Origin of the sequence: Roseibium album (assembly GCF_001404515.1) — a bacterium.
GTDB lineage: Bacteria > Pseudomonadota > Alphaproteobacteria > Rhizobiales > Stappiaceae > Roseibium > Roseibium album.
The window spans coordinates 1-21,482 of record NZ_CXWE01000002.1 but is presented as its reverse complement, the minus strand read 5'-3'; the positions used below and the strand labels follow the sequence as shown (position 1 = coordinate 21,482).

The window sequence follows — 21,482 nt, the reverse complement described above, 5'->3', positions numbered from 1 at the left end:
TTGTGCTTTAGCCGACGTCCAAAATACCGGTAAACCTTTAGCCGTTCAGACAACCCGGGCCCTGAGCAACCGTTCCGGGTCAATTCGTCCACACAGCACAAGACCCGAAATGGATGTGAAATGATCTCGGAAAAGACTGAATCGGAATTGCTAGGCCTTCTGCGCGCCACTGCTAGAGCTGAAATTCTCCCTCGGTACCGGGCGCTCGGACATGATGACATCACGAGCAAAACGTCAGCAAGCGATCTGGTTACGATCGCGGACCAGGGCGCGGAGAAGATGATCAGCGCCGGCATTGCGAAAATTCTGCCCGATGCCGAAATCGTGGGTGAAGAGGCTGTATCGGAAAATCCGAATGTTCTGAAGCGGATCGGAGACTCGGAGCTCAGTGTCATTATCGATCCGATCGACGGCACCTGGAACTTCGCAAAGGGATTGCCGCTGTTCGGTGTCATCCTGGCAGTCGTTCATCGGTCGGAAACGGTGTTTGGTGCGCTCTATGATCCAGTGATGGATGATGCCACGACAGCTCGCAAAGGACAGGGCGCATTTCACGTTTCCCGCGACGGTTCACGCAAGCAGCTACATCTTTCGAAGCCCGAAAGGAAAGGCCTTGCCGACATGATTGGAGCCGTTCCGCATTGTCTTTATACGCCTGAGGAACGGCAAAGGATCGCGACCCGGTTCGTGGCCTTTGAAAGGGTGCTGTCCTACAGATGTGCTTGTCACGAATACCGGATCCTCGCTGAAGGAAGTCTTGACTTTTCGATGTCCGGTCCGCTCAAGCCCTGGGATCATGCGGCGGGTGAACTGATCTACCGGGAAGCGGGCGGTTTCGCTGCAATGGTGGACACGATGACACCTTACCGTCCGGACATGACCGAAGGCCGATTGCTACTGGCGCGCTCCAGGGAGGCATGGCGCGAGATTCACGAAGCGCTCTTTTAAATTCTCCGCGGTCACGCCAGCGAAAAGGCCACCGGGATCACGGACCAGTCGGGCTGAGGTGGACGATTTCTAAGCCAGAACAAGTCGCATGACGGTGTCTATGTTGAAGGCGAGCCGCTGCTCGAGAGCGTCTTCAGACATGTAGTCACGCTCAAACATGACTGCACCGGTGAACCTGTTGGTAAGGTAGTAGTACCCGATGGCGGCGATCGTGATGTTCAACTGAACCGGGTCTACCCCGGTGCGAAAAGTACCTTCTCCGGCACCGCGCTCCAGAATATCCCGCACCATTTCGACAAACCTGCGACTGGCGACTCGAAGGCGTTCCGACCCTTCCAGGTGGCGCCCGCGGTGCAGGTTTGCGCTGTTGACAAGTGTTATGAACTCAGGGTTGTCGAGGTAGTACTGCCATGTGAAGCGGACGAGTGTTTCAAGCGCTTCGCGGGGAGAAAGGTGATCCAGTGCAAGGGCTTGCTCTGCGTTTCTGATGTCCAGGTAGGCTTCTTCCAGCACAACCTTGAAGAGATCTTCCTTGCCGCCGAAGTAGTGGTAGATCATGCGTTTGTTGGCTTGCGCTCTTTCCGCGATTTCATCGACCCGGGCGCCTCCCAGACCGACCCGCGCGAACTCGGATTTCGCTGCCGCGAGAATGCGAGCCTTGGTTGCATCCGCGTCACGAATTTTGCGCGTTGTTGCCTTCATCACGATTCACCCCCGCTTTCGCCTGACCCTGAACTTGGCACAGGTTTCGCGCCAAGCGAACCACCAATACCGCATGGGCTCTTATAACCCACTTGACAGGAAAGTTAAATTGTAAGTAACTAACTAGTGCGTTACCTATCAAGGTGTAGTTGCTGCCCACATTGTGAAAGCGGCCTCCGCGACTGGTGTGCAGCGAGGCGGGCCTATTGTCTCAAGGCGAGGCAGGCCCAAAAACGGGAGGAGCCACATGTCATTCATCAAGAAGTTCATCGAGCAGGAAACGGTTTCGCGTCGGAATTTTCTGTTGGCCTCGGCCTTCGGAATTTCAGGTGCGGCTGCAGCACGCATGTTTGGTCCGTCACCTGTGCAGGCGGCAACCTATTCGGATCCGACAATCGCGTGGTCTTATCGAAATCGCACAAACCCATACTGGAACGAGATCGTGTCCGGTGGCGAGGCATTTGTGGAAAGTCTTGGCAAGTCCAAGGGAGACCTGACTCATCTGATCAACGAAGGGTCTTCCGAAAAATCGCTTGCGGATGTGAAGGCGCTCCTTGCCAAAACCAACGGCGAACTGGCTCTTGCAATTGATACCAACGACGCCCCGAACGCGCGTCCGGTCGTCGAATCCTGTGTCGAGGCCGGCGCCTATGTTTCCACCTTGTGGAACAAGACCGATGATCTGCACCCTTGGGATTTCGGCGACAATTATGTAAGCCACATGAGCTGGTCCGACGAGGGACCGGCGGAACAGACCGCACGTATTCTGCTGGATGCCATCGGCGGCAAGGGCGGTGTTGTCCATCTGGGCGGTATTGCCTCAAACAATCCGGCAATAGAACGCCTGGCAGGTTTGAAGACCGCGCTTCTCGACTATCCCGATGTCGAACTTCTGGATGCCCAGCCGGCCGATTGGGACACGCAGAAGGCAAACCAGATCATGTCGTCCTTCATCACGCGCTATGGAGACGAGATCAAGGGCGTGCATTGTGCAAATGACACGATCGGATACGGGGTTCTGGAAGCATTGCGCGCAGAAGGCATGGATATTCCGATTGTAACCTATGACGGCAACCCGCAGGCGGTGGACCTGGTACGCGAGGGCCGGATCCTTGCGACTGTCTTCACCAACCCGCACTGGGGTGGTGGTATCACCGCGGCGCTCGCCTATCATGCCGCAATCGGCACTTTCAAACCTTCCGAAGAACCCAAGGAGCATCGTGAATTCTACGGGCCGACCATCATGGTCACACCGGACGATGCCGCGGCGTTCAAGGCAAACTACATCGAAAATGTCCCGACATATGACTGGACGGACTTCTGGGGGCCTGCCAACGGCCAGATCCAGTACAAATAGTCAGTTGCGGTGGCCGCCCGCGTGGCGGCCACCCTTGCAGTTCATCGAGATTGTTTGTGGAGGAGCGAGGCATCGCCCGTGAGACCGGGCAGGCGATCATTTCTCTTTTCCATTCTGACATTGCAATGCGCCGGTGCCGGCGCTGACGACCCGCTAGGAGACGAGGATCATGACGGAAGTTGTCGCCCAGACAGCCCCGCGGGCGAGCTTTCTGACCAGAGACAGGATCATCAAATGGGCCCCCCTTCTGGTCCTGGTTTTCCTGACGCTCGTCTTTCCGTTCTTCGAGTGGCTCGAAGACCTGCAGGAAGGCAAGCAACACTTGTTTCTGGTCGACAGCCGTTTCTTTTCAATCCGGAATGCAGCGCGCATCCTGATCGCGTCGACCCCGGCATTGATGGTTGCCATCGGTGTCACCTTCATCATCCTCATGGGATCGATCGATCTTTCGATGGAAGGCACGGTTTCGGTGTGCGCCGTGATTTTTGCGTTTGCCTTCATTTCCTGGGGCGGGACGCTGGCAAGCTGGGCGTGGCTTGCAATCCCGCTTGCGTTGGTGGTCGGGGCTGTCCTCGGATTCATCAACGGTCTGGTTCATGTCCGGCTCAAGATACCGAGTTTCATGGCTTCGCTTGCCATGGGGTTTGTCGGGACGGGATTTGCATTGCTCTTGACGGGCGGTGACCGCATCCGGGTCGAGGACGAGATCTTTCGTTCGCTGCTGACCGTGCGCTGGTTCAATTTCCCCATCATGGTCTATGTCGCGCTGGCGATGACGCTGCTTGCCTGGTTTATCCAGTCGAGGACGACCCTCGGACGCAATTTCTACGCAGTCGGCGGGGGAGAGGAACTGGCGCATGCGAGCGGTCTGAATGTCACCCGCGTGCGCCTGATGGGTTTCACTCTGGCAGGCGTGTTCTTTGCCATGGGCGCGCTGCTGGCAGTCGGGCGGATCGGGATCGCAGAGACGGCGACCGGCAACAATTTCATGTTCATTTCGATCACCGCTGTCGTGGTCGGAGGAACCGCACTCTGGGGCGGTATCGGCGGGGTCTGGAACACTCTTGTCGGTGTTCTGATCGTGAATGTCATCAACAACGGAATGGTTGTGATCGGACTTCCAAGTTACGCACAAGACGGTGTTCTTGGTCTTCTGGTGATTATCGCCGTGGTTCTGTCCACCGACCGCAAGTCGGTCAGCTTCGTGAAATAGGGGGGCGGTGCATGTATGAGCTTCGACAAGTCGACAAGCACTTTCCCGGCGTTCACGCGCTGAAGGGTGTCGATTTCAAGGTGAAACGCGGCGAGATCGTTGGACTGGTCGGCGAAAACGGTGCCGGCAAATCCACCCTGATGAAGGTGATCTACGGAGCCTACCAGCCGGACGGCGGCAACATCGCACTCGACGGCACCACGGTTCGTTTTCAAAACCCCCGTCAGGCGATGGAACACGGTATCGGCATGGTGTTCCAGGAACAATCGCTGATCCTGAACCTGACGGTGATGGAAAACATCTTCCTGGGCTACGAGCAGCAGTTCGTGAAATTCGGCGTCATCAACTGGAAGGCGATGTCCGAGGCGGCCCGCATGCAGCTTGCAAAGGTCAAGCTGGACATTGATCCGGGCATGACGACATCCGAACTCAGTTTCGCACAACGCCAGCTGGTGGAACTTGCCAAGGTTCTGACGCTGGAAGAGCGGATCGATGGGGATCTTGTGATCCTGCTTGACGAACCGACCTCGGTTCTTGCCAAGGAGGAAGTCGAGCTGCTGTTCAACCTCGTGAAGGATCTCAAGCAACGGGCGAGCTTTATTTTCGTCAGCCACCGCATGGACGAAGTCCTGCGGCTCTCGGATCGTATCTACGTGATGAAGGACGGTGCCGTTGTCGATGTTGTGTCGCACGACGAGGCCGAGGTGGATGCCATTCAGCACAAGATGGTCGGGCGGGAAGTCGACAAGGAATATTATCGCGAGCAGAAGCAGCGGCCTTACGACGCCGGCAAAGTGTTGCTGACATTCGACGGCGTGAGCTGCGACAAGCGCTTTGAGGATGTTTCCTTCGCGTTGCATCCAGGAGAAGTGATCTGCCTTGTCGGCACGGAGGGGTCGGGTCGCGAGGCGATCTTGCGCACGATCTTCGGTCTCGAAACACCGACCAGCGGCTCTGTCGCGATCAGGAACCAAAAGGTGACCCGTTTTTCCGCGCGCAGTGGTGTCGATGCGGGAATAGGCTACATCCCGCGGGAACGAAAGGTCGAAGGCATCGTTGCCGGCATGAACGTCTATGAAAACATGACGTTGAGCCAGATGAACAAATACGCGAACGCGGGCGTTCTGCGGGTGAGCGAAGAAAAGACACTTGCCCGCAACTGGATCGAGCGCCTCGGTATCAAGACCCCTGATGTCTACAAGGATTGCGGTGGTCTGTCCGGCGGTAACCAGCAGAAAGTGGTCTTGGCGAAATGGCGGTCAGGCGGCGCAGAGATCATGCTTCTGGACCATCCGACGCGCGGGCTCGACATCGGTGCCAAGGAAGACGTCTACGAAATGATACGCGAGATGTCGCATGCCGGTGTCGGCATCGTTCTGGTGGCTGATACGCTGGAGGAGGCAATCGGGCTCAGTCACACAATTCTTGTCCTGAAGGATGGCCAGTTTCAGAAACGCTTTGACTGCGCACCCGGCGCGAAGCCGTCGCTTTATGACCTTGTTCACCACATGATCTGAGGCTGAAAATGTCATTCGAACGTATCAAGCCGCATCTTCCCTGGATCACGCTTCTCGTGCTGGTCCTGCTGGTCGGTATTGCCAATCCCAGCTTCTTTGACCCCGCGGGCCTGTTGTCCCTGGTCACCGATGTGGTGCCGCTGTTCATCATGGCGCTGGGCATGACTTTCGCCATCTATATCGGCGGGATCGACCTCTCGGTTCAGCAGCTTGCCAATCTGGTGACCGTGATCGCCACGGTCTATCTTGCCAAATTCGGTGTCGGGGTTGCCCTTGTTGCTGTCGCGGCGGGATTCATTGTTGGCGCGATCTCCGGATTCGTGACGACGCGTCTTTATGTGCCGAGCTTTGTCTCCACGCTCGCCATGGGCTTCGTCGCGCTTTCTGCGGCGAAGTATTTTTCCGGTCAGCGCGCACTCTACATGGATGCCGAGCTGCGGAATTCGAGCTTCGGCTGGATGTTCGGCAACACGGCGGGTGTCCCGCACGAGCTGGTAATCGCAATTGTTCTGTTGGTGCTGGCGTGGTTCCTGCAGACACGGACCACATTCGGAAGGTCCTTGAAAGCGGTCGGTTCCGGCGAACCTGCAGCAATTGCGTCCGGCCTCAACGTCGACCGAGTGAAGATCCTTGCTTTCGCCATTTCCGGCGTCTTCGCCGCCGTCGCCGGACTGATCTTTTCCGTGAAACTATCCGGAGGCGATGCCAACCTGGCGAACGGATTTCTGCTGCTTGCCATCGTGGCCGTACTGGTTGGCGGCACGCCGTTGACCGGCGGTGTCGGTGGTGTGCTCAACACCGCGATCGGGACACTTATCGTCATGGTGATCCGGGCCGCCATGGTCTACCTGGAAATCGACGCGACCCAGCAGCAGATGGTGTTCGGGATCGTGCTGATCGCCGCCATCGCACTGACGATCGACCGGTCGAAACTCAGAGGCGTTGTCAAATGACGATGCTGGCGGCATATCTTGTCAAACCCGGCAGGTTTGAGTTGCGCAACGTGCCGATGCCGTCGGTCGGTGACGATCAGGTGCTGGTCAAGATTGCCCGAACCGGCATCTGCGGTACGGACATGCATATTTTCAACGGTCACTACGCGGCCGACAAGCTGCCGCTGATCCCGGGTCACGAGTTCACCGGGACGGTCGTCGAAACCGGAAAAAATGTTGAGGGCACGAAGGTCGGACAATCGGTTGTGGTCGATATGAACATCGGCTGCGGACACTGCTACTGGTGTCGGCGCAACGAAATCCTGAACTGTCCGGACATGCAACAGATGGGTATCACCATCAACGGTGCCTTCGCTGAATTCATTGCGGTTCCGGCGCGTCTGGTCATTGCTGCTCCGGACAAGACACCACAAGCCGTTCTGGCGCTAACAGAACCGCTCGCCTGCGTTGTCCGTGCCGCCCGGAAAGCCCGGATCACCTTCGGGCAATCGGTTGTGGTGATCGGGGCAGGGCCAATTGGCAATCTTCATGTCCAGCTTTTGCGCACGATCGGCGCAGCACCGATAATCGTCTCCGACATTTCAAGAGACCGTGTTCGCCTGGCACTGGAAGCGGGTGCCGATTACGGTGTCACTGATCCAGCCGAACTCGAAGCAACCGTGATGCGTGCCACGGAAGGGCGTGGCGCGGATATCGTGATTGAGAGTGTCGGTCACCCTTCGCTCTACCAGACCGCCATGCAGCTCATTCGCAAGGGCGGCCACATAGCAGCATTCGGACTGACCGGAGCCGGCGAGACGTTACCGGTCGACATATTACGGACGATCCTTGAAGAAAACTCGATCAAGGGCTCCGTCGCCGGTATGGGGCAGGACATGCATGACAGCCTGACGCTTCTGACCCACGGCCGTATCAGGACCGAGGCGTTTACCGGCGCGACGTTTCCGCTTGCCGACATCCAGTCGGCCTTCGACAGTCTGGTCGACCGACCGGAAGACTTGAAAACGCAAATCGTGATGTGAAGAGGGCAAGTTGAAATGACTACCGAAGCCTACATGTCCAGACCGCAGGGCCGGATTCCCAACAACCGGTTTCCACTTCTTGTGCATCGCAATGTTGTCCCGGGCGGCGGTGCCGATGCAATCAAACGGCTATTTGTATCAAATGGATGGTCGAACAACTGGGACTACCCGGGGATCTACGAGTACGCACATTTTCACTCGACAACACATGAGTGCCTGGGCTGCGCACAAGGCTGGATTGAGTTCAGCCTGTCTGTCGGAGAAGGCGGATGGACAAAAGTGAAGATCGACGCGGGTGATGTCATTCTAATGCCTGCCGGGGTCAGCCACGAAATGATCGCCAGGTCGGACAATGTCCATATGTGCGGCGGCTACCCGGATGGTCGCGACTGGGATGATATTCAGGAGGCCTTTTTGTCTGACGAGGACTACAAAAGAGCCTGCAAACGAATAATGATGCTCCCCATTCCCTCAAGGGATCCCGCCACGGGATTGCCGATGCCCGAATGGCATGCCGCACCTTCTTCGGTTGAAGGTGGTTGGAATGAATGGCGTACCAGCCTCGACGCAACCTCTTAAATCCAATTCGCTTCAAATCCGGTTTCCGAAGTTTCTTCGTTGGGGAATGAAAATGAGTGATTCAAGCATCGTACTAAGCCTTCCAGATCAACCCAGGGAATTCGGGTTTTTCGTAGACGGTTCCTGGTCGCCGATAGAAAGTCGCGAGGTGTTTGAAAGGTTTTCGCCCGGGCATGGCGTTCCTGTTACCCGGATCCCGAAATGCACGGATGCCGATCTGGATGCAGCCGTTAATGCTGCCCGGAAAGCCTTTGACGACCGGCGCTGGTCGGGTCTTTCGGGCGCTGACCGTGCCGCTGTGCTTTTGAAAGCTGCTGAAGGTGTCCGGACGCGAGCGGAAGAAATCGCCTACTGGGAGACTTTGGAAAACGGCAAGCCGATCTCACAGGCGCGTGCGGAAGTCGGGGGCTGTGTCGGCATGTTCGAATATGCAAGCGGGCTGGCACGGTCTCTTCACGGCGACAGTTTCAACAATCTCGGGGACGGCATGTTCGGCGTCGTAACACGCGAACCTGTCGGTGTCGTTGGTGTCATTACGCCGTGGAACTTTCCATTCCTGATCCTGTGCGAGCGCATTCCGTATATTCTTGCGGCCGGTTGCACGATCGTTGCCAAACCCTCGGAAGTCACTTCGGCAACAACCCTGATCCTCGCGGAGATCTTGCATGATGCGGGATTGCCGGCAGGCGTGTTGAATGTCGTGACCGGTTCCGGCAGCACAATAGGGCAGGGCTTGATCGAACATGAGCAGGTTGACATGCTGTCTTTTACCGGCTCGACGGCGGTCGGTCGCCGTGTCGTTGAAGCGTCGGGAAAATCCAATTTCAAGAAGCTGGGGCTGGAACTGGGCGGCAAGAACCCGCAGATCGTATTCGCAGATGCGGATCTGGAAGATGCCGCGGATGGTGTTGCCTTTGGCATAGGATTCAATACGGGTCAATGTTGTGTTTCGGGTTCCAGACTGATCGTTGAGCGAACCGTTGCCGAGAAATTTGCGTCCATGGTCGCGGAAAAGTTCAGGAAAGTGCGCGTTGGTGACCCTCTGGACGAAAGGACCCAGGTTGGGGCGATCACGACCGATGCCCAGAACACGACGATCATGGGATATATCGAGAAAGGCCGTGCCGAGGGCGCGACGCTGATCCATGGGGGCGAGCAGCTTGATTTCGGCCATGGGCAATATATCGCTCCGACGCTATTTGGAAACGTCACCAGTGAGATGACGATTGCACGCGAAGAGATTTTCGGTCCCGTATTGACTGTCATGCCATTCGATACGCTCGAAGAGGCTGTGGCGATCGCAAATGACACCGAATACGGCCTGGCTGCCAGTGTCTGGACCAAGAATATCGACAAGGCTCTTGTCGTCACGCGGCGTGTGCAGGCCGGGCGTTTCTGGATCAATACCACCCTCTCCGGCGGGCCGGAACTCCCGATTGGCGGTTTCAAGCAATCCGGGTGGGGTCGCGAAGCCGGCATCTACGGGGTTGAAGAATACACCCAGGTCAAATCCGTGCACATTGAGATCGGAAAACGGACACCGTGGGTGGCGTGATGACTGAAAGCGGCTATGATTTTGTCATTGTGGGCGGCGGGTCAGCCGGTTGCGTTCTGGCCAGTCGGCTGAGCGAGAATGCAGACGCGCGCGTGCTGCTGCTCGAAGCCGGTGGCAGGGATTCCCACCCCTTGATCCACATGCCGGTCGGCTTCGCCAAGATGACGACCGGTCCGCATACATGGGGCCTCGTCACGGCACCCCAAAAGCATGCAAACAACCGTGAAATTCCATATGCCCAGGCGCGTGTCATCGGTGGGGGCAGTTCAATCAACGCGGAAGTCTTCACCCGCGGAAACCCTGTGGACTATGACCGCTGGGCGCATGAGGAGGGGTGCAAGGGCTGGTCCTTCAGTGAAATCCAGCAGTATTTCCTGCGCTCGGAGGGCAACACCGTGCTTTCCGGCGACTGGCACGGAACGGACGGTCCGCTTGGTGTCTCCAACATTCCTGATCCGCAAGTCATGACAAGGGCTTTTGTGCAGGCCTGCCAGGAGCGTGGAATTCCTTTCAGCCACGATTTCAATGGTGAGACGCAGGCCGGTTGCGGTGTCTACCAGACGACCACGAAAAACTACAGACGTTGTTCAGCCGCCGTTGGCTATCTGAAACCAGTGTTGAACCGGAAAAACCTGACGGTTGAAACCGGCTGCCTTGTCCGGAAAATCACGTTCCAGGGCAATCGGGCAACCGGTGTCGAGTACGTCAAAGATGATGTGAAGCACAAGGCAAATGCCGAGAGCGAAGTCGTCGTCACGTCGGGGGCAATAGGTACTCCGAAAATCATGATGCTCTCGGGCATCGGACCGGCCGCGCATCTCAGGGAGCATGGCATCGATGTCATTCATGATCTGCCGGGTGTGGGGGAGAACCTGCACGATCACTTCGGGATCGACATCGTGGCCGAGCTCAAGGGACACGATAGTCTCGACAAATACAACAAGCTGCACTGGGCCGCATGGGCGGGGATGGAGTATCTGCTGTTCAGGTCCGGGCCGATCACCTCCAATGTCGTCGAGGGAGGTGCGTTCTGGTACGCCGACGCCGACCAACCGGTTCCCGATCTTCAATTCCACTTCCTGGCAGGCGCGGGCGCCGAGGCAGGCGTGCCGAGCGTGCGCAAGGGGGCTTCGGGGATCACGTTGAATTCCTACGCGCTTCGCCCGAAGAGCCGGGGCACGGTTCGATTGAGATCAGCCGATCCCGACGACCTTCCGATCGTTGATCCGAATTTTCTGGCTGAGCCTGATGATCTGAAAACGGGCATCGAAGGTGTGAAGATCAGCCGGGAAATTTTCGAGCAACCTTCCTTGCAGAAATACATCAAGTCGACCCGCTTTCCCGATGACACCGTCAAGTCCCGGTCAGACCTCGAGGCATATGCGCGTCAGTACGGGCGAACGTCCTATCACCCGACCTGCACCTGCAAAATGGGCGTGGATGAGATGGCGGTGGTCGATCCGTCGCTGCGTGTGCGCGGACTGGAGGGAATAAGGATATGTGACAGTTCAGTGATGCCCAGTGTCATCGGCTCGAATACCAATGCGCCGACCATCATGATTGCCGAAAAGGCGAGCGACCTCATTCGGGGCAATAACTGAACGGGCTTCCCCAACTGAAAAGGGCGATCAGGTGATCGCCCTCTTTTTTGCCTGTCTGTAACCGGCCCCGATCAATCCCATTCAGGGGCCCATGGAACGAGATCCCTGGTGACGATCCGGTAGTTCCGGTGTGTCAACTCATCGATGCGCGCCATGTCCACCGAAGACAATGTGAAATCCATGATGTCGAAGTTTGACCGGATGTTTTCCGGCTTTGTCGACATCGTGTTTATGCTGACACCCTTTTGCAGGATCCAGCGCAGAACAACCTGGCCGGCGTTCTTGCCGTAAGCCTTGCCGATGTCCGCAAACAGGGGCTGTTTGAAAACTTCGCCGCGTGCAACCGAAGAGTAGGAGGATAGCGGAATGCCGATTTCGTTCGCACCCGCCAGGAGCTTGTCCTGATTCAACAGCGGATGAAATTCCACCTGGTTGGTGACGATCGGCGCATCGACGATGGCAACCGCGTCCTTCATCATCTGCACGGTATAGTTCGAAACGCCGATATTCTTCGTCAGGTTTCTGTCCCGGGCCGACTGCAATAGCTCAAGAGACGGGGTGATATCGCCGCCAACCGGCGGCCAATGCAGCAACAGGATGTCGACGTAGTCCGTTTGCAGATCCCGAAGGCTTTTTTCCACCGAGGCCAGGAAAGCATCTTCACCAAAATTATCGGGATGCACCTTTGTCGTGAGGCACAGATCCCCGCGTTTCAAGCCTGTTGCCTTGAGCGCTTCTCCGGTTTCTTTTTCATTGCCGTACATCTGGGCCGTATCGAATGCACGATAACCTGCCTCCGCCGCAGCCAGAATGGCGTTTTTTGCCTGGTCGCCCGTCAGCGGATATGTGCCAAATGCACGCTGGTTGGTTTTCTGGAACGATACATTCATCTCAGCCTCCCTTGAACCTGATGGCTTGTAACCTTTTGGTTACTTAATTTGTAACTCATTAGTTACTTAAGAGGAAGGGGAATTTGTCGACTGTTTGATTTTTAAAGGAAATCCGGGGTTGATTCAATGCTCACGGATTGGCATAGTTTAATAACTAACTAGTTACTTCGGGTAAATATCCGAATCACGGAGGACGCTGTGACCAAACAGAAAACCGCGGCTGAAGCTGTCGCGCTTATCCCCGACAACGCCGTCGTTGCAGTGAATTCCTCAAGCGGCCTTTGCTGTCCGGACGCGGTGCTGGAGGCGCTCGGCGAACGGTTCGACGCGGCAGGTGCTCCCCGAAATCTGACGACGATTCACCCGATCGCGGCGGGCGACTTTTTCGGCACAAAGGGCGTTGATCACATCGCCAAATCCGGGTGTCTGACAAAGATCATCGGAGGCAGCTATCCATCGGGTCCATCAAAGGCGGAGCCGCCGCTTATCTGGCAAATGATCATCAAGAACCAGGTCAAAGCCTACAATCTTCCCTCCGGTATCATTTTTGACATGTTGCGCGAAGGCGCCGGACACCGGCCCGGTGTCCTGACGAAAGTCGGTATGGAGACGTTTGTGGATCCAGACCTGGAAGGCGGTGCCATGAACCCGGCGGCGGCCGCCGAACCACTGGTGCGTCACATGGAGTTTGAAGGAGAAGACTGGCTGTATTTCCCGGCGATCAAACCTGACATCGCGATTATCCGGGCGACCACGGGCGATCAGAGAGGCAACCTGAGTTTTGAATCGGAAGGGGCCTATCTCGGTGCGATGGAAATGGCACTGGCAGCGCATAATTGCGGTGGTACCGTCATCGCACAAGTGCGCAAGGTCGGTCAGAACGGCTCGATCAGACCTCACGACGTTCATGTTCCGGGAATACTTGTTGACGTTGTCGTCGAAGCTCCGGAGATGCTGCAGACAACCGCCACACCCTATGATCCGGCCATATCCGGTGAGTTGATCAGGCCGCTCGACAGTTTTCAGTTGATGGAATTCAGCGTGCAGAAAGTGATCGCACGCCGTGTTTCGCAAGAGCTGAAAAAAGGTTGGTCGGTCAATATCGGGTTCGGTGTTTCTGCAAATGTACCGAGGGTTTACCTGGAAGAGGGACGTCATGGTGACGTGACCTGGGTCATCGAACAGGGCGCTGTCGGCGGTATTCCGCTTCTCGACTTCAAGTTCGGCTGCGCGGCGAATGCAGAGGCCTTCGTTGCTTCCCCTCACCAGTTTGCCTACTTCCAGGCGGGAGGATTTGATGCATCGCTCTTGTCCTTCCTTGAAATAGGTGCGGACGGTTCGGTCAATGTTTCCAGGCTAAAGGCAACGCCACACAGAACCGCGGGCGCGGGGGGATTTGTCGATATTACCGCGCGGGCCAGGCGGATCGTGTTTTCCGGCACGTTCAACGCGGGCGCTAAAATGCATCTCGACGACGGTCGGTTGGTGATTGACCGGGAGGGTCACACCTCAAAAATCGTTCCTGCGGTCGATCAGGTGTCGTTCTCCGGAAAGCGTGCGCTGATGCAGGGGCAGGAGGCCACCTATGTGACCGAGCGATGCGTGATAAAGCTGACGGAGCATGGCCTTATGGTGACCGAGATTGCTCCGGGAATGGATCTGCACCGGGACATTCTCGAGCAGGCGTCAACTCCTCTGCGGGTGGCAGACAACTTGCAAGTGATGAACGGCGCGCTGTTCAGACCCGAGCCGTTCGGGTTGACGCCATGAGTCAGGTTACCGTGTCCGTGGAGGGCGCGACCGGACATCTGCGCCTGTCCCGTCCGGAAAAACTGAACGCGATGGACACCGCAATGGTCGAAGAACTTTCATCGTGCTGCAGACAGATCGAGCACCGCGAGGACATTCACGTCGTCATCCTGTCAGGTGAGGGCAAGGTTTTCTCGGCCGGTGGTGACATCGATGCCTGGTCAAAGGAAAACGCTGTTCGTTTCGGCAGACACTGGGTGCGCGACGGGCACACGATTTTTGATGCGATTGCCCGACTGCGGCAGCCGGTGATTGCCGTCCTGGACGGTCATGCGCTCGGTGGTGGCCTGGAGCTTGCCGCGTGTGCAGACTATCGCATCGCTGAAACCCAAATACAGATCGGACAACCGGAGACTGGTCTCGGGATCATTCCCGGATGGTCGGGCACGCAGCGGGCTGTGCGCCGGTTCGGTGCGCAAGTGGTCCGGCGGATGGCTGTCTTCGGCGAGACCTACGGTGCCGAACAGGCACTGGCGGCCGGGCTCGTGGACAAAGTGGTTGAGACCGGTTTGGGACTCCAGGCGGCGCGGGAAATTGCAGCAGTTGTTCTGCAGCGCGGCCCAAGGGCAACAGAGCTTGTCAAGATGATGATCAATGCCGCTGAAGGCGAGGAGCGTGAACGCGTCATCGACGCGCTTGCCGGCACCGTGGCTGCGCAATCTCCGGAGCTGAGAGAAGGGCTTGCAGCTTTTCGCGACAAACGAACACCTGAATTTGGAAAAGGGGATGGGCAATGATCCGCCATTTCGTGGCCTTGCACTTTCGGGCAGGCACACCTGCCGACGTCAAGAACAATCTGATGAGCGAACTTGCATCTCTAACGGATCGCATTGTCGGGATCGCCGATTTCCAGGTTCGCCCGAACATCAGTGTGGAAGATCCGCTGGTCCGGGGGTTCCGGGATGTTTTCTGGTTCGACTTCAAGGATGAAAACGTTCGTGATGCCTATCTCCAAGACGAAGTGCACCAGGCAATCGGTAGCCGGATCGTCGCTGAGCTTGAGGGGGGAGCCGATGGTGTTTTCGTGTGTGACTACAAGGTGTGAGTAGCATTTGCGGGCAGCCCGGACCCGGACACGTCGGCAGCAAATCGGGGCCTCTGCCGCCTATCGGTAGACCAGGAGCTTGTTCGAGCCGTCCTGCACGATCTCGCCACGCTGGTTCGTGACAGAAAAAGCGAGTGTCAGAATACCGCGATCGGGTTTCGTCACCTTTCGCTTTTCCATGATTTCAATCACTGCGCCAAGCTCGTCGCCTACAAAGACAGGGCGGCGGAAGGACCAATCCCATCCCAGGGACGCGATTGCCCTGAACTGGGCGTCTGACTGGTTTTTTAATCCGTCAACAAGCGAAAGCACGAGGAGACCATGCGCGACCCGACCCGGAAATCCGTGGTTTCGGGCAGCTGCGTCATCCATGTGGATTTCGAAGCGGTCACCGAACTGCGACGCAAAGGCGTCAATGTCCGAAGCCGTTACAAGGCGCTTCGGCGTATGAATTCTGTCGCCAGTGGCCACTTCGTCGAAGCCGTAGCGTCCGGGGGGCAGCTGTAGATTACTCACGGGGTCGGCGCGTCTTCGCGCAAAAGACCTTTTGCCTTCAGTTCCGACCAGAACTCCACTGGTATCGGGTGGCTGAACCAGTCGAGATTTTTTTGCAACTGTTCGACGGTGCGTGTTCCGGCAATGAAACTGGGTATCGCCGGGTGCGCGACCACAAATTGCAGCGCAGCGGCGGGAAGCGGAACACCAAACTCGGCGCAGACTGTTTCGATCCTGGAGACCTTGCCCATGATGTCGGCAGGTGCGGGGGCGTAGTTGTATTTTGCTCCCTCGATGGCACCTGTTGCAAGTATCCCGGAATTGAACCCTCCGCCGACAACGACGGCTGCGCCGCGCTCTTCGCATAATGGCAGAAATTCGTTCAGGGATTCCTGCTCCAGAAGCGTATAGCGTCCTGCGAGCAGGAAACAGTCGAAGTCGCGTTGTTTGAGGGCTTCGTGGCAGACCTGCCACTCATTGACGCCAACCCCGATCGCCTTGACGACACCCTGGTCCCGCAATTCCAAAAGCGCTTTCCAGCAACCGTCCATTGCCTGTTTGAAAACTTCGGGTTGTTCATCGCCGCGGGTGAACCGGTCGATGTCATGGATGAAACAGATGTCCATCCGTTCGAGATTCAAACGCTGAAGCGAATCTTCAAAGCTGCGCATCGTGCCGTCATAGCCATAGTCGAAATTCACTTTGAAGCGGCCGGCATTTGTCCAGGGCGCATAGTCGATGTCCTGCTTGCGCGCGGGTTTCAAAACACGACCCACCTTGGACGACAGAACATAGTCATCCCTGTTCTTCCAGCGCAGGCTATGCCCGGTGCGCAACTCCGATAACCCGTGGCCATACATCGGTGCGGTGTCATAATACCGGACCCCGGACTTCCATGCGGTCTGGAACATGTTGTCGGACGTTTCCTCGTCGATCTCACGGAAAATGTTTCCAACTGGTGCGGTGCCGAATCCAAAAGCGGTAACTTCCAGATCCACACGTCCGAATTTCATTTTGGCATCAGGCTGCATACCGTGTCCCTTCAAAGTAACTAATTGGTTATTTAACTCGCCAAATGTCAACTCTGCAAGGAGAATTTGGAATCGGAACCACTTGACCATGCGATCGGAGTGCGGATAAAGTAACTAGATAGTTACAAATGGATACGCAGATGTACATCACCGAAACGCATATTCAGGTACGCGACATGGCGCGCGATTTCGCCAACGAGGTCATACGGCCTGCAGCCGAAGAGCTCGATAGCGAAGAGCGCTTTCCCGCACAGCTCTACGCGCAGATGGGCGATCTCGGCCTGTTCGGAATCGGCGTCCCGGAGGAGATGGGCGGTCCGGGGTTCGACACGCTGGCATATGCGCTTGTGATGGAGGAACTCTCGAGAGGATACGCCAGCGTCGCCGATCAGTGCGGGTTGATCGAACTGATCTCCACACTGCTTGTGCGTCACGGGACGAAGGAGCAGCGCGCAAGGTGGTTAGCCGGGGTGATGACTGCAAAGACCAGGGTCGCCTATTGCATTACCGAACCCGAAGCCGGAACGGATGTTTCGGGAATTCGTACCGAAGCGGTCCGGAACGGTGACGGCTGGATCCTCAATGGCGGCAAGATCTGGATCCACAATGCACCGGTCGCCGATGTCGGGTTTGTGCTTGCACGGACCGACCGGGAGGCGGGCAGGCGCGGCATGTCGATCTTTATCGTCGACCTTCACGCCGAAGGTGTCGAGCGGGGTCCCAAGGAGCACAAGATGGGACAGCGCGCCAGTCAGGTCGGTGCGTTGAATTTCTCGGATGTTGAGTTGCCCGCGGATGCCCTTCTGGGAGACGAGGGACGCGGATTTCACATGATGATGAGCGTTCTCGACAAGGGACGGATCGGCATTGCGGCCCTGGCTGTCGGCATCGGTCAGGCGGGGCTGGAAGCATCCGTGGACTATGCCCAGCAACGCAAGCAGTTCAAGCAGCCGATTGTCGAATTCCAGGGCGTGCAATGGCTGTTGGCGGACATGGCGAAAGATGTCGAGGCGGCGCGGCTTCTGGTTCATTCAGCAGCCGTGAAGATCGACCGCGGCGAACTGGCGACAAAGGCCTGCTCCATGGCGAAGTGTTTTGCCGGAGACATGGCCGTCGCGCGCACAGCCGACGCCGTCCAGGTGTTTGGCGGATCCGGCTACATCAGGGGCTTTGAAGTGGAGCGCCTTTACCGGGACGCAAAGATCACGCAGATCTATGAAGGAACCAACCAGATCCAGCGCATGATCATCGCTCGTGAGCTGGTCAAACACGGAGCCGCGTCATGACCGGACAGGCGGTATTGGTGTCCGGGGCTAGCCGGGGGATCGGGCTGGCTGCCGCGAAGGCGTTGGCCGCCGAAGGTTTCGCGGTTGCGCTCAATGGGCCACTTGATGACGACGAACTTCGAAACGCCGTCCGGGAGGTCCGCTCGATTGGCGTTGCCGCCGTGGCAGCTCCTTTCGATGTTGCCGATCTGGGCAAGCATGAAGCGGCGCTCGACGCTATCGAAGCAGTTCTCGGACCACTCACCACGCTGGTCAACAATGCAGGAGTTGGTGTCCTGCAACGTGGAGATCCGCTGGACGTTTCCGAGGAGAGCTGGGACCGCTGTCTTGAGGTAAATGCAAAAGCCATGTTTTTCTTGACGAAAGCGTTTGCCGCGCGGGTCCTGACACGGACGCGCAATCCGGAAATTTTCCACGCGATCGTCAATGTGACCTCGTCAAACGCCGTTGCCGTTGCCGTCCCGCGCTCGGAATACTGTGCCTCCAAGGCGGCCGCGGCGATGGTATCGAAAATCTGGGCGGTGCGGTTGGGGGCAGAAAACATAGCCGTTTACGACGTTCAGCCGGGGTTGGTCGAAACCGATATGACAGCACCCGTGATTTCCCAATATGAGGACCGGGCCAGGGCGGGTTTGACACTGTTCCCGCGTGTCGGCCAGCCGGAGGACATGGGAGCAATCATCGCCGCGCTGGCATCCGGCAAGTTACCTTACACCACCGGACAGGCCATATCGGCAGATGCCGGAATGCTGGTTCCCCGCTTTTGAGGATCGCTCGATGAGAATTGCCCTGCCGGACCCAAACGGAAAACTGGCCGACTACACGCTGAAAGGCTCGCCGATCGAAGCGGTTCCGCTCGGGCCGGATCCCGCACGGATCGTGTTTTCGGCGGCTCATGTCGTTGCCGACCCCTTTTCTGCAGCAGATCCGTCCGGGGCCGCGGTGGTCGATTGGCAATCGACCATGGCCTTCAGGCGCCACCTCGCCGATCTCGGTCTGGGGATCGCGGAAGCGATGGACACGGCGCAGCGCGGAATGGGGCTCGACTGGCCCGGTGCGCTTGAACTGATCCGCCGAACGCAGGAAGAGGTTCCGGACGCCCTCGTTTTCAACGGCTGTGGCACCGACCAGCTTGTTCTGTCCGATGCGTTGACGCTTGACGATGTTCTGGCTGCTTATCTGGAACAAGTCGAAGCGATACAGCGTGTCGGAGGACGTTTGATCGTAATGGCGTCGCGTGCGCTCGCACGTGTGGCAGCCTCGCCGGAAGACTATCTGCGTGTCTATTCTAATGTTCTGTCGGCCTGCGACAAGCCGGTCATTCTCCATTGGCTCGGCGAAGTGTTCGACCCTGAACTGGCCGGTTATTGGGGGGGCGACAGTTTTGAGGATGCAATGGCAATCGCCCTGGAGGTGATTGAGGCGAACACCGCCAAGGTCGATGGCATCAAGATATCGCTTCTCGACAAGGAAAAGGAAATTCTGATGCGCCGGCAGCTGCCTGCCGGTGTGAAGATGTATACCGGAGACGACTTCAACTATCCGGAGCTGATCGCGGGAGACGACACGGGTGTTTCCCACGCGCTTCTCGGCATTTTCGATCCTCTTGCGGTTGCCGTCGGAAAAGCTGTTGGTCAACTCGGTGCCGGAGATGTCGATGGGTTTCGCGCGACGCTGGACCCAACCGTACCTCTTGCGCGCCTGATCTTTCGAAGCCCGACGCAATATTACAAGACCGGTGTTGTTTTTCTTGCCTGGTTGAACGGGTTCCAGGAACATTTTGTCATGCTGGGTGGGGCACAATCGATGCGGCCGCTGCCTTATTTCGTCGATTGTTTCAAGTTGGCCGAGCAAAACGGTCTGTTGCGCGACCCTGATCTTGCGGTGAAGAGAATGAAGGCGTTTCTGACGCTCTACGGCCTGTGATGCGGGATTTCTCCAGGGATACATCGGCGCTTGCGCTGAACACGGCAACGCTCGGCCATAACTTTGACGGGTTCGGCGCCGGGTGGCCGCCGGAAAGGATAATCGAGGCCTGTGCCGAGCGCGGCTTCGGGGGCATCGTCTTCTGGCGGCGGGAGCTTGACAATCAGGCCCGGGAGATCGGCGAGCGTGTCCGTGCCGCCGGAATGCAGGTCGTTGGATTGTGCAGGACACCTTACATCGTCGGCTCAGGAGCTCCGGAGCAGCTCGACGAAGCGCGAGAGACGATCGATGTTGCCGCGAACCTGGGCGCGCCGGTTTTGACGATCGTGACCGGCGGGACAGAACCAGAGACCAAAGGCATCCTGGAAAGCCAGAAAATCCTGGCAGAGCGCGTTGCGGTGCTCAGCGACCATGCTGCGGACATGGGTGTGAAGCTGGCGCTCGAACCGCTCAATCCGATGTTCGGCGGCAATCGCACGGTGCTCATGACCGTACGCGACGCGGTGCGGGTTTGTAACTGGGTCGGCACGGCGAATGTTGGCGTGGCGGTCGATGCCTATCACGTCTGGTGGGATACCACGATTGCCGAGAGCCTGAGGGAAGCAGGCGGCGAACGGATCTATGGCTTTCACCTGTGCGACTGGCTTGAGGAAACCGGTGACATGCTCCTGGACAGAGGCATGATGGGAGATGGTGTCGCCGATCTGAAAGGCTTGCGGGCAGCTGTGGAAGCAGCCGGCTATTGCGGCCCGTGCGAGGTTGAGGTGTTTTCCTCCCGCGACTGGTGGCAGCGGGATCCCGGCGAAGTTCTGGACACGATCGTGGAAAGGTTCCGGACAGTCTGTTGAGCGTGTCATGGTCGGAAACCGGACATTGAATGACACTGCTTCAGGTCTCTGCAGAACCATTTTGTCTGAGGGAAAGGACCCATAGTCATGTCATTGACCATACGCACACAGGCGGTCATTTCATATGCAACGGCTGCCGACCTTGTTCAGGGAGCGTTGTCGCACGCAGAAGATAACGGCTGGGCGGTCGCTGCCGTTGCTGTTGATCCCTGGGGGGCTGTGGTCGCGTCAGGACGCATGGACGGAGTTCCGGCACCCATCCTCGAATTTGCGACAGACAAGGCCTACACCGCGATACTCGGGAAACCGACAAGGGATTTCAACGAGCGCATGTCGTCTGGCAAGGGTTTGGAGCTGGGCATGGTCAACAGACCGCGCCTTTGTGCCTGGGAAGGCGGGTTGCCTGTTTATGTCGAAGGCGTCCTGATCGGTGCCCTGGGTGTGTCCGGAGCAGCCGGCCCGGAAGATGCAGCGTGTGCAACGGTCGCGGTTGCGAGGCTTCAGGCCGATTGAATCAGGATCATCACTTTGGTTTTGGTCTGTTTTGATGCTGACCGGCAAAATTTGAATTGTGACGGGAAGTCCTGCTCTTGGACGGGCGTTTTGACAATTGCCTGACAATCAGGGTCAGAGCTGGCTTTCTGTTTGCCAAAAAAAGAGCGAGGCCCTTTTGGCCTCGCAGTTTGGGGGGAACGTCCTTGTCTA

At 57.5% G+C, this 21,482-nt stretch carries 21 protein-coding genes; 17 read left to right on the top strand and 4 right to left on the bottom strand.

Annotated features, from left to right (window positions below; all coding sequences use genetic code 11):
- Positions 1 to 120: 120 nt before the first annotated feature.
- Positions 121 to 948 (top strand): inositol monophosphatase family protein, encoded by an 828-nt coding sequence (locus LA5095_RS05395; protein WP_055112848.1) that lies wholly within the window; start codon positions 121 to 123, stop codon positions 946 to 948.
- A 69-nt stretch (positions 949 to 1,017) separates the two neighbouring features.
- Here the strand turns inward: LA5095_RS05395 and LA5095_RS05390 are convergent, their stop codons facing one another.
- Positions 1,018 to 1,650, bottom strand: coding sequence for a TetR/AcrR family transcriptional regulator (locus LA5095_RS05390; protein WP_055112846.1), 633 nt, complete (start codon positions 1,648 to 1,650; stop codon positions 1,018 to 1,020).
- 247 nt (positions 1,651 to 1,897) lie between these two features.
- Between LA5095_RS05390 and LA5095_RS05385 the strand changes: the two genes are divergently transcribed.
- The 8 genes from LA5095_RS05385 to LA5095_RS05350 all read left to right on the top strand — a co-directional run bounded on the left by LA5095_RS05385 (position 1,898) and on the right by LA5095_RS05350 (position 11,447).
- Positions 1,898 to 3,007 carry a sugar ABC transporter substrate-binding protein gene (locus LA5095_RS05385; protein WP_055112844.1) on the top strand — a complete coding sequence of 370 codons (1,110 nt, stop codon included), beginning with the start codon at positions 1,898 to 1,900 and terminating at the stop codon, positions 3,005 to 3,007.
- A 169-nt stretch (positions 3,008 to 3,176) separates the two neighbouring features.
- Positions 3,177 to 4,220, top strand: a complete 1,044-nt coding sequence (locus LA5095_RS05380; RefSeq protein ID WP_055112842.1) for an ABC transporter permease — start codon at positions 3,177 to 3,179, stop codon at positions 4,218 to 4,220.
- 11 nt (positions 4,221 to 4,231) lie between these two features.
- Positions 4,232 to 5,737, top strand: coding sequence for a sugar ABC transporter ATP-binding protein (locus LA5095_RS05375; RefSeq protein WP_055112841.1), 1,506 nt, complete (start codon positions 4,232 to 4,234; stop codon positions 5,735 to 5,737).
- Between the two features lie 8 nt (positions 5,738 to 5,745).
- On the top strand, positions 5,746 to 6,690 hold the full coding sequence (locus LA5095_RS05370) for an ABC transporter permease (protein WP_055112840.1): 945 nt from the start codon (positions 5,746 to 5,748) through the stop codon (positions 6,688 to 6,690).
- Positions 6,687 to 7,712 carry a zinc-dependent alcohol dehydrogenase gene (locus tag LA5095_RS05365; protein WP_055112839.1) on the top strand — a complete coding sequence of 342 codons (1,026 nt, stop codon included), beginning with the start codon at positions 6,687 to 6,689 and terminating at the stop codon, positions 7,710 to 7,712. The genes LA5095_RS05370 and LA5095_RS05365 overlap by 4 nt, the downstream gene beginning before the upstream one ends.
- Positions 7,713 to 7,727: 15 nt before the next feature.
- Complete coding sequence (locus LA5095_RS05360) at positions 7,728 to 8,291, top strand: hypothetical protein (protein WP_055112838.1); 564 nt, start codon at positions 7,728 to 7,730, stop codon at positions 8,289 to 8,291.
- A gap of 52 nt (positions 8,292 to 8,343) precedes the next feature.
- Positions 8,344 to 9,846 (top strand): aldehyde dehydrogenase family protein, encoded by a 1,503-nt coding sequence (locus tag LA5095_RS05355; RefSeq protein WP_055114160.1) that lies wholly within the window; start codon positions 8,344 to 8,346, stop codon positions 9,844 to 9,846.
- Positions 9,846 to 11,447 (top strand): GMC family oxidoreductase, encoded by a 1,602-nt coding sequence (locus LA5095_RS05350; protein WP_055112837.1) that lies wholly within the window; start codon positions 9,846 to 9,848, stop codon positions 11,445 to 11,447. The genes LA5095_RS05355 and LA5095_RS05350 overlap by 1 nt, the downstream gene beginning before the upstream one ends.
- A 71-nt stretch (positions 11,448 to 11,518) precedes the next feature.
- Here LA5095_RS05350 and LA5095_RS05345 read toward each other — a convergent pair whose 3' ends face one another.
- On the bottom strand, positions 11,519 to 12,337 hold the full coding sequence (locus tag LA5095_RS05345) for an aldo/keto reductase (protein ID WP_055112836.1): 819 nt from the start codon (positions 12,335 to 12,337) through the stop codon (positions 11,519 to 11,521).
- 198 nt (positions 12,338 to 12,535) lie between these two features.
- Between LA5095_RS05345 and LA5095_RS05340 the strand changes: the two genes are divergently transcribed.
- From LA5095_RS05340 to LA5095_RS05330, 3 genes are read left to right on the top strand one after another with little or no spacing between them, the layout of a single operon-like run.
- Positions 12,536 to 14,107 (top strand): acyl CoA:acetate/3-ketoacid CoA transferase, encoded by a 1,572-nt coding sequence (locus tag LA5095_RS05340; protein WP_055112835.1) that lies wholly within the window; start codon positions 12,536 to 12,538, stop codon positions 14,105 to 14,107.
- Complete coding sequence (locus LA5095_RS05335) at positions 14,104 to 14,883, top strand: enoyl-CoA hydratase/isomerase family protein (RefSeq protein ID WP_055112832.1); 780 nt, start codon at positions 14,104 to 14,106, stop codon at positions 14,881 to 14,883. Before LA5095_RS05340 ends, LA5095_RS05335 begins: the two co-directional genes overlap by 4 nt.
- Positions 14,880 to 15,191 carry a Dabb family protein gene (locus LA5095_RS05330; protein ID WP_055112831.1) on the top strand — a complete coding sequence of 104 codons (312 nt, stop codon included), beginning with the start codon at positions 14,880 to 14,882 and terminating at the stop codon, positions 15,189 to 15,191. The genes LA5095_RS05335 and LA5095_RS05330 overlap by 4 nt, the downstream gene beginning before the upstream one ends.
- Positions 15,192 to 15,251: 60 nt before the next feature.
- On the opposite strand, the gene LA5095_RS05325 is transcribed toward LA5095_RS05330, so the two are convergent.
- On the bottom strand, positions 15,252 to 15,707 hold the full coding sequence (locus LA5095_RS05325; RefSeq protein WP_055112830.1) for a MaoC family dehydratase: 456 nt from the start codon (positions 15,705 to 15,707) through the stop codon (positions 15,252 to 15,254).
- On the bottom strand, positions 15,704 to 16,717 hold the full coding sequence (locus LA5095_RS05320) for an aldo/keto reductase (protein ID WP_055112829.1): 1,014 nt from the start codon (positions 16,715 to 16,717) through the stop codon (positions 15,704 to 15,706). Before LA5095_RS05320 ends, LA5095_RS05325 begins: the two co-directional genes overlap by 4 nt.
- Before the next feature lie 140 nt (positions 16,718 to 16,857).
- Here LA5095_RS05320 and LA5095_RS05315 point away from each other — a divergent pair, with 140 nt between their 5' ends.
- The 5 genes from LA5095_RS05315 to LA5095_RS05295 all read left to right on the top strand — a co-directional run bounded on the left by LA5095_RS05315 (position 16,858) and on the right by LA5095_RS05295 (position 21,290).
- Positions 16,858 to 18,003, top strand: a complete 1,146-nt coding sequence (locus LA5095_RS05315; protein ID WP_055112828.1) for an acyl-CoA dehydrogenase family protein — start codon at positions 16,858 to 16,860, stop codon at positions 18,001 to 18,003.
- The gene (locus LA5095_RS05310) at positions 18,000 to 18,770 is read left to right on the top strand and encodes a 3-ketoacyl-ACP reductase (protein WP_055112827.1); all 771 of its coding nucleotides are present in this window, start codon (positions 18,000 to 18,002) and stop codon (positions 18,768 to 18,770) included. The genes LA5095_RS05315 and LA5095_RS05310 overlap by 4 nt, the downstream gene beginning before the upstream one ends.
- Before the next feature lie 10 nt (positions 18,771 to 18,780).
- On the top strand, positions 18,781 to 19,929 hold the full coding sequence (locus LA5095_RS05305; RefSeq protein WP_055112825.1) for a dihydrodipicolinate synthase family protein: 1,149 nt from the start codon (positions 18,781 to 18,783) through the stop codon (positions 19,927 to 19,929).
- Positions 19,929 to 20,777: a sugar phosphate isomerase/epimerase family protein gene (locus tag LA5095_RS05300; RefSeq protein ID WP_055112824.1), complete on the top strand. Its 849-nt coding sequence runs from the start codon at positions 19,929 to 19,931 to the stop codon at positions 20,775 to 20,777. The genes LA5095_RS05305 and LA5095_RS05300 overlap by 1 nt, the downstream gene beginning before the upstream one ends.
- 87 nt (positions 20,778 to 20,864) lie before the next feature.
- Positions 20,865 to 21,290, top strand: a complete 426-nt coding sequence (locus tag LA5095_RS05295) for a GlcG/HbpS family heme-binding protein (protein WP_055112823.1) — start codon at positions 20,865 to 20,867, stop codon at positions 21,288 to 21,290.
- Positions 21,291 to 21,482: the final 192 nt, after the last annotated feature.